A 12,255-nucleotide genomic window follows, 5' to 3' on the forward strand; every position below is an offset into this window, starting at 1 on the left:
TAGCGGTGGATTAGTCAGTCCTTGTATTGACTGACCCACCGCTATCGGGAGCAAGCCCCCTCCCACATTTGGATCGGGTTTCAGACCTCCGGCAAGGTCGAGCCACCGTCCACCACCAGGGTCTGCCCAGTGATGTAGCTGGCCAGATCCGAGGCCAGGAACAGCATGGCCCCGGCAATATCCGCCGCCACACCCAGGCGCCCCAGGGGCACGCGACGGGCGATGCTGTCAGTCACCGAAGCGTCGCCCAGATTACCCATCGCCGCAGTGGCGATCATGCCGGGTTCCACGCCATTGATCCGCACGTTCAGCGGTGCCAGCTCCAGTGCGGCGTTGCGGATAAAACCGTTGACCCCGGCCTTGGACGCCGCGTAATGACTCAGCCCCGGGTAGCCGACCCGATTGCCGGTGACGGACGACGTGACCAGCACACAGCCCCGGCCTTGTGCGCGGAACATCGGCAACGCCGCCTGGGTCAGCCAGAACAGCGCCGACAGGTTGACCGCCAAGGTGCGCTGCAGCAGTGCCGGGGTGATGTCTTCCAGGGCGGTCAATGGAAAATACCCGGCGTTGTGCACCACGGTATCCAGCCGGGGCAGCGCCTGGACGCAGTCCCGCACCGCCTCGGCCTCCGCCAGGTCCACACCCAGCGCTTGGACGTCATAACCCTGCGTGCACAGTGTCGCGGCCACTGCCTGGGCCTGCGCCAGCAGGCGGTCGGCAATCACCACCCGTGCGCCGTGCCGGGCAAAAGCCTCGACGATGCCACACCCGATGCCTTGGGCGCCGCCGGTGACCAGCACCACTTGCCCGCTGAATTCCAGGTCATTCATGGGCGCTCTCCAAGTGTGCGAAAGCCAGCGTGGGAACGTCGACGATGCTGGAACCACCGTCGGCCACCACGGTGGCGCCGGTCATGATCGAGGCATCGCTGGACGCCAGGAAGCGGCACACCTTGGCGATTTCCTCCGGCTGGGCGGCCCGTCGCAAAGGGACGTCGGTGCATACGCGGGCATAGGCCTGCTGCAAGGTATCGCCATAAGCGTCCATCAACGCTTGCATCTCCGCATCGGCCATGGGCGTGTGTACCCAGCCCGGGCACACCGCGTTCACCCGCACGCCGTACGGCCCGTAATCGCGCGCGAGGGAGCGGTTGAGCCCGAGCAACGCATGTTTGGCCGTGGTGTAGCCGCACACTTCAGGCCCTGCGGCCAACGAGGCGATGGAGCCGATCAGCACGATGTTGCCCGTGCTCGCCTGCAGCAACGGCAAACAGGCGCGGGCACTGTAGAACGCGCTGTCGAGGTTACTGCGCAGGGCGTCTGCCCAAGTGGCGGGGCGGGTCTGGGTCGCGCTGCCCTGGCCATGGCCACCGGCACAGGCCAGCAGCACGTCGAGGCGCCCGTAATGCTCATGGATCTGCTGGATAAAGCCGTCCCAGGTGTCCGGGCAGGCGGCGTCGCCCACCAGGATCAGCCCACCGGTTTCGCGTGCCACCTGCTCCAGCGGCTCACGACGCCGGCCGACCAGCACCAGGCGTGCGCCGTCCTCGGCATACATCCGCGCGCAGGCCGCGCCGATGCCGCTGCCGGCGCCGGTGATCAGCACCGTGCGCGGCTCAGTCACGGGGGTATTCCGTGCGGTTGAGGACCTGGCAGTACGAGCTGACCGGGAAGTTCGACAGCGCATCGAACGACGTCCCGGCATAGCCGAAAATCTTGCCGTCGCTGCGGTGCTGTTGCAGATCAATCAGCACCAGGCCGAGGGTGGGCACGATCTTCTCCTGCCATACAAACAGGTACAGCTGTTCGGCGATCTTGTAGTAATGGCAGCGGTCGGTGTCGCACAGGCCTTGCTCCACGCCTTTGAGGCACTGCCACGCGTAGAAGCGCTCGTTGAGGTAGATGTGCTCATAGACTTCGCTGGGGCTGTAGCGATATTGGTTGCGCAGCCCCACCAGCTCGGCGGTAGGTGCGTGCAGGCAATGACCGTCCTGCCAGGGGCGGTCGAGGCTGCCGTGGAGGAAGTCGACCTGCACCGAGGTCAGCGGTTTGCCGGCCAGGGCACGATGGTAAAGGCCTTCCTGGGTCTGCTGTGGACTGGGCAGGCTGCCGATCACGGCCGTGAACGACGCTCCCGCAACATCCAGCACCAGGCTGATCGACCAGCTTTGCCCGGCTTCGTGCTTGATGAAATCCACCAGGTACAGCCCTGGGCGGATCGAGGTGGCGCGGTAGGGCGCGCTGCCGCTGGAGTGCCCATCGGCGGCATGCCAGGCCAGGCGCTCCGGCTCGAAACGGTGCTCGATCTGCCAGCCATTGGCGAAGTGCAGGGTGAAGGTCTGGCCGGCCAGTTCGGCCAGGTTCGGCAGGATAAAGGCGTGCGGGGCGAAACCGTCGGCCAGCGCGCCGACGGTGATCCAATCGGTAGAACTCGTCATGGCAACGCCTCCTTACACGACGGCGAAGTAGTGTTTGACGAAACTCTCGCTGACCACTTCCCACAACACCGGCGTGCCCTTGGTCACGAACCAGCTGTCTCCGGCCTTGTAGCGCGCCGACTGGCCGGTGGATTCATCGGTCAGGATCACCTCGCCGGTCAGGAGGGTGGCTTGTTCGGCGAACGGGTAGATCATGCGGAACTTGCCTTGGGTCGTGCCGAAATAAGCGCTGCTGACGGGGTCGGTCGGCGCGCCGAATGTCATCTTGCCGAAGGCGCGTACTTCGCCTTCGAGAATCTGCGAGCCGAGGTCGGCCACACTGCCCCAGGCGTCGAGTGCCGATAGCTGGACGTCGTGTTTGAGGGTGGTAAGGGTCATGGCAGTTGCTCCTGATGAGTAAAAAGGGGGATTAGCGGCGCCCGTTCCAGTAACCGGAAAGTTGGTGCCAGGATTTGCCCGCCGTCAGCAGCAATGGGCGGATAGCGTCCTTGCCGATGATGGTGGGGCGATGAATGGAGCTGACCAGGTCATAGCGCGCCGAGCCTTCGCTCATGCCTTCGGCTAAAACCTTGCAGATGATGTGGCTGGGCGTTACGCCAAAGCCTGAGTAGCCCTGCACGAAAAACGCATTGCTGCGCCCCGGCAAGGTGCCGATCTGCGGAAACAGGTTGGGGCTGCACGCCATCGGGCCGCCCCAGGCCAGGTCGATTTTCACGTCCTTGAGGTAGGGGAAAATCTTCAGCATCAGGTGCCGGTTCCAGGCCTTTAGGTCGCGGGGAATATGTTCCACCAGCGGGGTGGCGGCGCCGAACAGCAGGCGGTTCTCGTTGGTCACGCGGTAGTAGTCGATCACCGGGCGGATGTCGCTGTAGGCCCCGCGAATCGGGCTGATGCGCTGGATCAACTCTTCGGGCAACGGCTCGGTCATCATCTGGAACGCGTAGGTGTTGATGGTCGAGCGATGCAGCTCCGGTTCCAGCTTGTTGAGGAAGCTGTCGCAGGCCCACAACAACTTGCTGGCGCGTACCGAACCGCGCCCGGTGCGCACGGTGATGCGCTCGCCATAGCGGACTTCCAGCGCCGGGCTGTTCTCGAAAATCCGTACACCATGGCCGGCCAGGGCGGTGGCTTCGCCCAGCAGCAGGTTCAGCGAGTGCACATGCCCGCCGCCCATGTGCAGCAGGGCGCTCGTGTAGGCGGTGGAGCCGATGATCTGTTGCACATCGCTGCCGCCGAGAAAGCGGATCTCGTGCTGGCTGTTGATCGACTTGAAGTCTTTTTCCCAGGCGCGCAGGGTTTTTTCCTGGCGGGCGTTGAAGCCCATGTAGCCGTAGCCGTGGCAGAAATCCGCATCGATGTTGTACTTGGCGATACGGTTCTTGATGATGTCGGCACCCAGGTCGCTGATCTCGAACACTTGGCGCAGGCCGTCTTCGCCGACATCCTTTTTGATCTTCTCCAGGTCGTGGCCAATGCCGGCCATGATCTGCCCGCCGTTGCGGCCAGTGCCGCCGAAGCCCAGGTAGCGTGCCTCCAGCACGACGATGTTGGTGATGCCTTTTTCCGCCAGTTCCAGGGCCGTGTTGATGCCGGAGAAACCCCCGCCGATCACCACCACATCGGCGTCGATATCCTGTTCCAGGGTGGGGAAGCTGAGGTTGTATTTCTTGGTCGCGGTGTAATACGTCGGGGTTTCGATGTTGATCATGGCGTAGCCTGAAAAAGTGAAGGAAGGCTCTAAAGCGGATGCCTCCATTAGGGCCCCAGACGGGATGGAAGTCTTGACGCTGCGTGCCCAGGCATTTGATTCAGAGCGCCACGGGCGGTGCGATCAACAAGTTATAGCGCGCTCGTCGGCAGGGAATGCTAGAGTTTCGTTAAATTATTAACTAAATACCTCGTGACCCTGATCCCTATGTCCAAACCTCGCCAGTCCCTGACCTTGACCCTGCTGCAAGCCCGCGAAGCCGCAATGAGTTTCTTCCGCCCGTCCTTGAATGAGCACGGCCTGACCGAACAGCAATGGCGGATCATCCGCATCCTTGAGCAATATGGTGAGCTGGAGATTTACCAGTTGGCGGAACTGGCCTGCATCCTCAAGCCGAGCATGACCGGCGTGCTGGTGCGCATGGAAGCCGCCGGCATGGTGCATCGGCGCAAGGCCGAGCAGGACCAGCGCCGCGTACTGGTGACGCTGGCCGACAAGGGCAAAGCGAGTTTCCAGTCCATGAGCCAGTGCATGGAGGCCAACTATCAGCGCTTGCAGGATCAGTTGGGCGAAGAGAAGTTCGAGGCCCTGTTGGGGCTGCTGGAAGACTTGAAGAACATCAACCTCAAGCGCTGAATCATTGCCCCTCCCACTGAGAAGCAAAATGTGGGAGGGGGCTTGCTCCCGATAGCGGTAGTTCAGCCAAGCACCCGGTGCCTGACACACTGCTGTCGGGGCAAGTCGAGTCGTCGCACCGCCCCTCCCACACGGGATTATCAGTACACCCCGCCAAGCGTTGCGACCGCTGGAATGCTTTTGAATTTTCCGGCCAACGCCTGCAACCCGCGCATCAACACCGTGGTATCCACCCCCACCGCCACAAACGTAGCGCCCAGTTCGATATAGCGTCGCGCCAGGCGTTCATCGGCACTGAGAATCCCCGCCGCTTTACCCGCCTGCACGATGCGGACGATGGCGTCTTCGATCGCCGCCTGCACCTCAGGGTGCCCAGGATTGCCCCGATGTCCCATCGATGCGCTCAAGTCCGCCGGGCCGATAAAGACACCGTCGACGCCGTCGACGGCGGCAATCGCGTCCAGATTGGCCAGGCCCTCGCGGTTTTCGATCTGCACCAACAGGCACATTTGCTCATCGGCTTTGTCGAGGTAGTCGGGGATGCTGTTCCAGCGTGACGCCCGGGCCAAGGCACTGCCGACCCCGCGAATACCCTGAGGCGGGTAGCGCATGGCGCGTACCAGTTCCCGGGCCTGGGCGGCACTTTCCACCATCGGCACCAGTAACGTCTGGGCGCCGATATCCAGTAGCTGCTTGATCAGCGCGCTGTCACCGATCACCGGGCGAATCAACGCCTGGCCAGGGTAGGGCGCCACGGCCTGCAACTGACCGAGCATGCCCTGCAAGGGGTTGGGCGCGTGTTCGCCGTCGATCAACAGCCAGTCGAAACCGGCGTTGGCGGCCAGTTCCGCGCAGTAGGCGTCGGCGAGGCCGAGCCATAGGCCGATCTGTACTTCGCCGTTGAGCAAGCGGTGTTTGAAGCGGTTGATGGGCATGTCCATGGCAATCCTCCAGGGCTCAGACGAAACGGCAGGCAATCGACCCGAGCAGGTCGTAGTCGACATGAAAGGTATCGCCAGGGTTGGCCGCCACCGGCCGGGTAAAGGAGCCCCCCAGGATGATTTGCCCCGGCAGCAGCGTGACGTCGTACGGCGCCAGTTTGTTGGCCAGCCACGCCACCCCCTTGGCCGGGTGGTTGAGCACCGCCGCCGATACGCCGGATTCCTCGATCACGCCATTGCGGTACAGCACCGCCGGCACCTTGCGCAGGTCGATCTCGGTGGGGCGCACGGCGCGGCCGCCGAGTACCACACCGGCATTCGCGGCGTTGTCGGAAATGGTGTCGAACACCTTGCGGGTCGTGTGGGTGTGGGGGTCGACCTGCTGGATGCGTGCGTCGATGATCTCCAGGGCCGGGATCACCCACTCGGTGGCGTCGAGTACATCGAACACCGTGCAGTTCGGGCCTTTGAGGGGCTTGCCGAGGATGAATGCCAGTTCGACCTCCACCCGCGGCACGATGAAGCGTTCGAAGGGGATGTCACTGCCTTCGTCGAAAAACATGTCATCGAGCAGCACACCGTAGTCGGGCTCGGTGATGTTCGACGAGACCTGCATGGCGCGCGAAGTCAGGCCGATCTTGTGACCCTTCAAGGTGCGCCCGTCCTTGGTCTTCTGTGCGACCCAGGCGCGCTGGATCGCGTAGGCATCCTCGATCGTGATGCCCGGGTAGTCGAGGGAAAACTGGCGTAGCTGTTCACGGCTGCGTTCGGCTTGGTCCAGGCGGTTGGCCGCCTCGAGGATTTGCTGGGAGTCGAGCATGGCAATGGTCTCTAGTGTGGGTTGACGATGGCGGCGTGGGTGCGCAGCACCAGCAGGCCGCCGAAGGCGATAAACAGGGCGAGTCCATACAGGGCCAGGCTGGCGCTCTGAGTAGCGTCGCGCATCCAGCCGATCAGGTAGGGCGCGAGGAACGCGGCGATGCTGCCGAACGAGCTGATCATGGCAATGCCGGCCGCCTGGGTGGTGTTGGACAGAAACGCCGGCGGCAACTGCCAGAACATCGGCAGGGCCGCACTGGCGCCCATGCCGGCCACCACCAACCCGCTCATCACCAGCAACGGGTTGCCCGGCGCCAGGCCGGCGACGGCAATGCCGACGGCGGCCATCAGCAGCGGTATGCACAGGTGCCAGCGGCGCTCGCGATGACGGTCGGAAGACCGCCCGCAGCCGATCATGAAACAGCAGCCGGCCAGATACGGCACGGCACTCAACAAGCCGACCTGGCTGTCGCGACCAATACCGGCGCCGTGGATCAGGGTGGGCATCCAGAACGCGAGGGTGTTCACCGCGAGCATCACCGCAAAATACACCGCCACCAGCAGCCACACTTGCCGGTCACGCAGGATGCCGCCGAATGAGGTGATGGTCTTGCGCTGTTCTTCGCTGCTGAGTTGGGCACGCAGTTGTTGTTTTTGCTCGAGCGTCAGCCAGTCCACCGAATCGAAACCCTCCGGCAACCACTTGAGTACCACCAGCCCGAGGAGCACCACCGGCGCGCCTTCGATCAGGAACATCCACTGCCAGCCGCGCAGGCTGCCTACGTCGTGGAAATTTTCCAGGATGGCACCGGAAATCGGCCCACCCAGGACTCCGGCCATGGGCACCGCAATCGCAAACAGCGCGGTGACCTGAGCGCGACGGCGCGCCGGATACCAGCGGTTGAGAAACACCAGGATGCCCGGGAAAAACCCTGCCTCGGCCACCCCCAGCAGAAAACGCAGCACATAGAAGCCACGAGCACTCTCGACCCACAACATGCCGGTGGACAAAAGCCCCCACACGATCATCAGGCTGGCGATCCAGCGCCTCGGGCCAACCCTGTCCAGTGCCATGTTGCTCGGCACGCCGAATAGCGCGTAGGCGATAAAGAACAGCCCGGCGCCGAAGCCATAGACCGTATCGCTGAAGTGCAGGTCGCTGCTCATCTGCATCTTGGCAAAACCGATGTTGATGCGGTCCAGATGGGCGAACAGGTAACACACCAGCAACAGCGGCATCAGGCGCCAGGTGACTAAACGATGGGTGCGGTCGTGCTCGGCCAGTACGCGGCTGGCAGTGGAATGGGCTGTGCTCATGATGTTGTACTTTTTATTTGTAGGAGCGAGCTTGCTCGCGAAAAACCTCAACAAAACGCAGTACCCCTGGTTACCCACGGTGCTTGTGGGATCTTCGCGAGCAAGCTCGCTCCTGCAAGGACTGCGTCCGTTTCAGTTCGCCGGGTTGTTCAGGAACGCATGCACGTTGTTCTGCTTGAAGTTGAGCTGTGGGTGCAGCTCGACCATCTCGAACGACAGCGCCAGCAAGCGCTGCGCCTGCAGCTCGGCGAAGTGCGCGGTGATCAGCGCAAAGACCGCCTCGGCCACCGCCTGGCGCGTGGCCAAGTCGCGGCCGTGGCCAACCTTGAGCGTCATGTGCACAAAGGCGTAGTCGTGCTTGCCATCGGCCATGCGCCAGGTGTCCAGGCGCACACCCCGGCTGCGGATACCGCCAAGGGGAAACACGCCACTGTCTCCCAGCACGCGGTGGACTTTTTCAAACAGGCCGGGCAGGTCTGCCTGTTGTTCGAGGTTGTCGGTGTACTCGGCGATAAAGTGCGGCATGGCTTGCTCCCAGGTTTACAGCGGGAAAATCGCGTTGATCTGACCGGTGCCCGAGCTGCCGAACGGCGGCGTGATGATCTCGGCGGGCTGGGCATATTCCGGTCCGCCCAGCAGGCCCAGGAGCATGGCGGTGTCGTGCATCTTGCCTTCGCCGAAGCAGTGTTCGGCGTAATCGGGCAACATCGCGCAGAACTCCTTGAAGCGGCCTTGCTTCCACATTTCCACGACATGCAGGTCCATCTGTTTGTCGAATTCGCGGGTCCAGTTGTGGATATTCGCTTCGGCCTCGCGGTCGTCCGAGAAACGGTGCGACAGCGAGCCGGAGGCCAGCACCAGGACCTTGCGGTCACTCTTTTCGATGGCTCGGCGCACGGCGGCGCCGAACGTGAAGCTGTCCTCCAGGCGATGCCAGGCGCACCAGGCGGCGATGGAAATGACCTGGAGTTTTTCAGCCTCCGGCACGTCCATGTGCATGTAGCGCATGGGCACCAGCGTGCCGTATTCCAGTTCCAGGCTGGGGATGTTATGGGCCATGCTGCGCACACCGGCCAGGTTGGCCTCGGCGGCGATCAGCTCTCCCAGCTCAGGGCAGCCGGGGTAGGCGTAGTCCATGTTCTTGATGAAGTGCGGCAGCTCGTTGCTGGTGTAGGTCCCCTGGAACTGTGCGCCGCAGTTGACGTGATACCCACTGTTGACCAGCCAGTGCACGTCGAATACCACGGCGGTGTCGGCGCCCAATGCTCGAGCGCGACGGCCGATTTCCTTATGGCCGGCAATCGCCGCTTCGCGACAGCCATGATGTTTGCCGGGCAGTTCCGACAGGTACATCGACGGTACATGGCAGATTTTCGCTGCCAGAACCACTTCGCCCATGATGATTCTCCTGAGTCATTATTCTTGTTGGAGTGCAAACGTCGGTGGCTATACGCCCCAACGCGGGATGTGATGGCTGCCCATGGAAATGCACACGTTCTTGATCTCGGCAAACACTTCAAAGCTGTATTGGCCGCCTTCGCGCCCGGTGCCGGAGCCTTTGACCCCGCCGAACGGCTGGCGCAGGTCCCGCACATTCTGGCTGTTGATAAATACCATGCCGGCCTCGATTCCGTGCGCCAGGCGATGGGCCTTGCCGATATCCTGGGTCCAGATGTAAGAGGCCAGGCCGTATTCGGTATCGTTGGCCAGTTGCAGCGCCTCGGCCTCATCCTTGAAGGGAATCAGGCACACCACCGGGCCGAAGATTTCTTCCTGGGCGATGCGCATCTTGTTGTGCACATCGGCAAAGACGGTCGGCTGGATAAACTGGCCTTTGCTCAAATGCGCAGGCAAGTTGGCCGGACGCTCCAGGCCTCCGGCGAGCAGGGTGGCGCCTTCTTCGAGGCCGATCCGGATGTAGCCGGTGACCTTGTCATAATGTGCCTGGGTGATCATCGAGCCGACCTGGGTCTTCGGGTCTTGTGGGTCACCGACGATCAAGCGCTTGGCACGAGCGGCAAATTCGGCGACGAATTGCGGGTAGACGCTTTCCTGGATAAAGATCCGGCTGCCGGCGGTGCAACGTTCGCCGTTCAGGGAAAAGATGGTGAAGAGCGCGGCGTCGAGGGCGCGTTCAAGGTCGGCATCTTCAAAGATCAGTACCGGCGACTTGCCGCCCAGCTCCATGGAGTACTTTTTCAGGCCGGCGGTCTGCATGATTTTCTTGCCGGTGGCGGTACCCCCGGTAAAGGAAATCGCGCGCACGTCCGGGTGGCGCACCAGCGCATCGCCGGCAGTCGCGCCATAACCCTGGATCACATTGAGCACCCCGTTGGGAATCCCGGCTTCCACCGCCAGGCGCCCGAGCTCATTGGCGGTCAGCGGTGACAGCTCCGACATCTTCAACACCGCCGTATTGCCCAGCGCCAGGCACGGTGCGGTCTTCCAGGTGGCGGTCATGAACGGCACGTTCCACGGCGACACCAGCCCGCACACGCCCACCGGCTGGTACAGGGTGTAATTGAGCATCTGATCGTCGACGGGGTAGCTATGGCCGTCCATGCGTGTGCAGACTTCGGCGAAGAAGTCGAAGTTATGCGAAGCGCGTGGGATCAGCACGTTCCGGGTCTGGTGGATCGGCAGGCCGGTGTCGAGGGTTTCCAGCTCGGCCAGGCGCGGTACGTTCTGCTCGATCAATTCGCCGAGCTTGCGCATCAACCGGGCGCGCTCCTTGGCCGGGGTGTTGGCCCACTTGGGGAACGCCTCTTTGGCAGCCGCCACCGCTTGGGCGACCTCTGCGGCCCCGCCACTGGCGACTTCGCCAATGGCCTCGCCGGTGGCCGGGTTGTAGTTGATGAAGGTGTCTTTGCTTTCGACCTCACGGCCGTTGATCCAATGTTTGATCATGCGGTTCACGCCTCTTTCCGGGCGGAGAAAAAGTCCGCCTCGCTGACAATTCGGTTGACCAGGCGGCCTACGCCTTCGACTTCCACCATCACTTCATCGCCTGGCACTACGTCGGCCAGGCCCTCGGGCGTGCCGGTGGCGATCATGTCGCCGGGCTGCAGGGTCATGAAGCTGGACAGGTATTCGATCAGGTAGGGAATATCGAAAATCATGTCGCGGGTATTGCCGGTCTGGCGCAGTTCACCGTTGATCCAGGTGCGCAGGGTCAGGTTGCCGGGGTCGGGCACGTCGGCCACATCGACGATCCACGGGCCGACCGGCGTGGTGGCGTCGCGGTTTTTCACGCGCAGGTTGGGGCGGTAGTAGTTTTCCAGGTAGTCGCGGATCGCATAGTCGTTGCACACCGTGTAGCCCGCGAGATAGTCCAGGGCCTCGGCGCGCTTGACGTTGCGTGCGGTCTTGCCGATGACCGCTACCAGCTCGCACTCGTAGTGCATGTAGGCGATGTTGTCCGGGCGCCAGGTGACCTCACGATGGCCGGTGTAGGTGCCCACGGACTTGATGAATACCAGGGGTTCGGTCGGCGGCTTGAAGGCCAGCTCGGCGGCGTGGTCGGCGTAGTTCAAGCCGAGGGCGAACATGGTGCCGGTAGCCGGCGGCAGCCATTGCACCTGATCTTCCGCGACCCGGCGGCCATCGTTCAGGCGCACGCTGTTATCGGCCTCGACCTGGACGGCGTGGGTTTGACCTTCAAAGCGGATGTGGGCGTGTCTCATGCTTGATTCTCCGCTTGGACATGGCTGACCAGGTGGCCCACGCCCTCGATCTCGACTTCAACCCGGTCGCCTGGCTGCACATCCACACGGCCTTGCGGGGTGCCGGTGATCAGCACATCGCCCGGGTGCAGGGTCATGAACTCGCTGATCTCGGCGATCAATTGCGCAATGTCCCGCACCCAGTTGGACGTGGAGTTTTCCTGGCGCAGCTCACCGTTGACCCAGAGTTTGAGACTCAACTGATTGGGGTTGGCGATTTGATCCCGTGGCACCACCTGCGGCCCCAAGGCACAGAAGCCATCGCGGCATTTGGCTTTAACGGCAGGGCGGTAGTAACTGTCTTCCGGCAAGCTGAACTCATTGACCACCACATACCCGGCCACATGGGCCATGGCGTTTTCCAGGCTGACGCGGCTGGCAGGTCGGCCGATCACCACACCCAGCGCAGGCCCCGGTTGCAGGCGCTCTCCTGCGGGATGCAGGACGACACCGTCGTGCTCATTGCGCGTATTGGGGGTTTTGATGAATAGCACCGGCTTGGACGGCGGCTTCTGGTAGGGCGCCTGTTCGAAGGCGGCGAGATGCTGGTCCAGCAGGCCCTGGTAGTTCAGCGCAACGCCGAACAGGGTGCCGCTGGCAACATCATGCAGGGTACGGCTCATGCGTTTCTCCTGACGGTGGCGACGGCTGCATCGGCCGTTCGTTAATTTG

General features: G+C 62.8%; 14 protein-coding genes. 1 reads left to right on the forward strand and 13 read right to left on the reverse strand.

What is annotated here, in order from left to right; translation table 11 throughout:
* Positions 1–80 precede the first annotated feature (80 nt).
* Genes ACQRBV_RS17700 through ACQRBV_RS17720 form a run of 5 tightly spaced genes read right to left on the reverse strand, consistent with a single transcriptional unit; the run spans position 81 to position 4,148 of the window.
* Positions 81–833: an SDR family oxidoreductase gene (locus ACQRBV_RS17700; protein ID WP_411985023.1), complete on the reverse strand. Its 753-nt coding sequence runs from the start codon at positions 831–833 to the stop codon at positions 81–83.
* Positions 826–1,626: an SDR family NAD(P)-dependent oxidoreductase gene (locus ACQRBV_RS17705; RefSeq protein WP_411985024.1), complete on the reverse strand. Its 801-nt coding sequence runs from the start codon at positions 1,624–1,626 to the stop codon at positions 826–828. Before ACQRBV_RS17705 ends, ACQRBV_RS17700 begins: the two co-directional genes overlap by 8 nt.
* Positions 1,619–2,440, reverse strand: a complete 822-nt coding sequence (locus ACQRBV_RS17710; RefSeq protein ID WP_060756849.1) for a molybdenum cofactor biosynthesis F family protein — start codon at positions 2,438–2,440, stop codon at positions 1,619–1,621. Before ACQRBV_RS17710 ends, ACQRBV_RS17705 begins: the two co-directional genes overlap by 8 nt.
* A gap of 12 nt (positions 2,441–2,452) precedes the next feature.
* Positions 2,453–2,818 (reverse strand): cupin domain-containing protein, encoded by a 366-nt coding sequence (locus tag ACQRBV_RS17715; protein ID WP_090369935.1) that lies wholly within the window; start codon positions 2,816–2,818, stop codon positions 2,453–2,455.
* A 31-nt stretch (positions 2,819–2,849) separates the two neighbouring features.
* Positions 2,850–4,148 (reverse strand): NAD(P)/FAD-dependent oxidoreductase, encoded by a 1,299-nt coding sequence (locus tag ACQRBV_RS17720; protein ID WP_090369937.1) that lies wholly within the window; start codon positions 4,146–4,148, stop codon positions 2,850–2,852.
* 207 nt (positions 4,149–4,355) lie between these two features.
* On the opposite strand from ACQRBV_RS17720, the gene hpaR reads away from it, so the two are divergent.
* The gene (gene hpaR, locus ACQRBV_RS17725; protein WP_104994252.1) at positions 4,356–4,784 is read left to right on the forward strand and encodes a homoprotocatechuate degradation operon regulator HpaR; all 429 of its coding nucleotides are present in this window, start codon (positions 4,356–4,358) and stop codon (positions 4,782–4,784) included.
* A gap of 140 nt (positions 4,785–4,924) precedes the next feature.
* On the opposite strand, the gene hpaI is transcribed toward hpaR, so the two are convergent.
* The 8 genes from hpaI to ACQRBV_RS17765 form a co-directional block, all read right to left on the reverse strand.
* Entirely contained in the window at positions 4,925–5,725 is an 801-nt protein-coding gene (hpaI, locus tag ACQRBV_RS17730) for a 4-hydroxy-2-oxoheptanedioate aldolase (protein WP_411985025.1), read from the reverse strand.
* A gap of 16 nt (positions 5,726–5,741) precedes the next feature.
* On the reverse strand, positions 5,742–6,545 hold the full coding sequence (gene hpaH / locus ACQRBV_RS17735; protein ID WP_411985026.1) for a 2-oxo-hept-4-ene-1,7-dioate hydratase: 804 nt from the start codon (positions 6,543–6,545) through the stop codon (positions 5,742–5,744).
* A gap of 11 nt (positions 6,546–6,556) precedes the next feature.
* Entirely contained in the window at positions 6,557–7,861 is a 1,305-nt protein-coding gene (locus ACQRBV_RS17740; RefSeq protein WP_244699694.1) for an MFS transporter, read from the reverse strand.
* Between the two features lie 132 nt (positions 7,862–7,993).
* Positions 7,994–8,386 (reverse strand): 5-carboxymethyl-2-hydroxymuconate Delta-isomerase, encoded by a 393-nt coding sequence (locus ACQRBV_RS17745; protein ID WP_104994248.1) that lies wholly within the window; start codon positions 8,384–8,386, stop codon positions 7,994–7,996.
* A gap of 15 nt (positions 8,387–8,401) precedes the next feature.
* Positions 8,402–9,259: a 3,4-dihydroxyphenylacetate 2,3-dioxygenase gene (hpaD, locus tag ACQRBV_RS17750; protein WP_090369949.1), complete on the reverse strand. Its 858-nt coding sequence runs from the start codon at positions 9,257–9,259 to the stop codon at positions 8,402–8,404.
* Positions 9,260–9,307: 48 nt separating this feature from the next.
* Positions 9,308–10,768, reverse strand: coding sequence for a 5-carboxymethyl-2-hydroxymuconate semialdehyde dehydrogenase (hpaE, locus tag ACQRBV_RS17755; protein ID WP_090369951.1), 1,461 nt, complete (start codon positions 10,766–10,768; stop codon positions 9,308–9,310).
* Positions 10,769–10,773: 5 nt separating this feature from the next.
* On the reverse strand, positions 10,774–11,544 hold the full coding sequence (locus ACQRBV_RS17760) for a fumarylacetoacetate hydrolase family protein (RefSeq protein ID WP_411985027.1): 771 nt from the start codon (positions 11,542–11,544) through the stop codon (positions 10,774–10,776).
* Positions 11,541–12,206: a fumarylacetoacetate hydrolase family protein gene (locus tag ACQRBV_RS17765; RefSeq protein WP_411985028.1), complete on the reverse strand. Its 666-nt coding sequence runs from the start codon at positions 12,204–12,206 to the stop codon at positions 11,541–11,543. The genes ACQRBV_RS17760 and ACQRBV_RS17765 overlap by 4 nt, the downstream gene beginning before the upstream one ends.
* Between the last annotated feature and the right edge of the window lie 49 nt (positions 12,207–12,255).

The sequence above is a fragment of the Pseudomonas sp. R11F genome, from assembly GCF_050312575.1.
Taxonomy (GTDB): Bacteria; Pseudomonadota; Gammaproteobacteria; order Pseudomonadales; family Pseudomonadaceae; genus Aquipseudomonas; species Aquipseudomonas palleroniana.

Coding starts and splice junctions, on each gene's coding strand:
- ACQRBV_RS17700 (WP_411985023.1), bottom strand. CDS start 833: ATGAATGACCTGGAATTCAGCGGGCAAGTGGTGCTGGTCACCGGCGGC.
- ACQRBV_RS17710 (WP_060756849.1), bottom strand. CDS start 2,440: ATGACGAGTTCTACCGATTGGATCACCGTCGGCGCGCTGGCCGACGGT.
- ACQRBV_RS17715 (WP_090369935.1), bottom strand. CDS start 2,818: ATGACCCTTACCACCCTCAAACACGACGTCCAGCTATCGGCACTCGAC.
- ACQRBV_RS17720 (WP_090369937.1), bottom strand. CDS start 4,148: ATGATCAACATCGAAACCCCGACGTATTACACCGCGACCAAGAAATAC.
- hpaR (WP_104994252.1), top strand. CDS start 4,356: ATGTCCAAACCTCGCCAGTCCCTGACCTTGACCCTGCTGCAAGCCCGC.
- hpaI (WP_411985025.1), bottom strand. CDS start 5,725: ATGGACATGCCCATCAACCGCTTCAAACACCGCTTGCTCAACGGCGAA.
- hpaH (WP_411985026.1), bottom strand. CDS start 6,545: ATGCTCGACTCCCAGCAAATCCTCGAGGCGGCCAACCGCCTGGACCAA.
- ACQRBV_RS17740 (WP_244699694.1), bottom strand. CDS start 7,861: ATGAGCACAGCCCATTCCACTGCCAGCCGCGTACTGGCCGAGCACGAC.
- ACQRBV_RS17745 (WP_104994248.1), bottom strand. CDS start 8,386: ATGCCGCACTTTATCGCCGAGTACACCGACAACCTCGAACAACAGGCA.
- hpaD (WP_090369949.1), bottom strand. CDS start 9,259: ATGGGCGAAGTGGTTCTGGCAGCGAAAATCTGCCATGTACCGTCGATG.
- hpaE (WP_090369951.1), bottom strand. CDS start 10,768: ATGATCAAACATTGGATCAACGGCCGTGAGGTCGAAAGCAAAGACACC.
- ACQRBV_RS17760 (WP_411985027.1), bottom strand. CDS start 11,544: ATGAGACACGCCCACATCCGCTTTGAAGGTCAAACCCACGCCGTCCAG.
- ACQRBV_RS17765 (WP_411985028.1), bottom strand. CDS start 12,206: ATGAGCCGTACCCTGCATGATGTTGCCAGCGGCACCCTGTTCGGCGTT.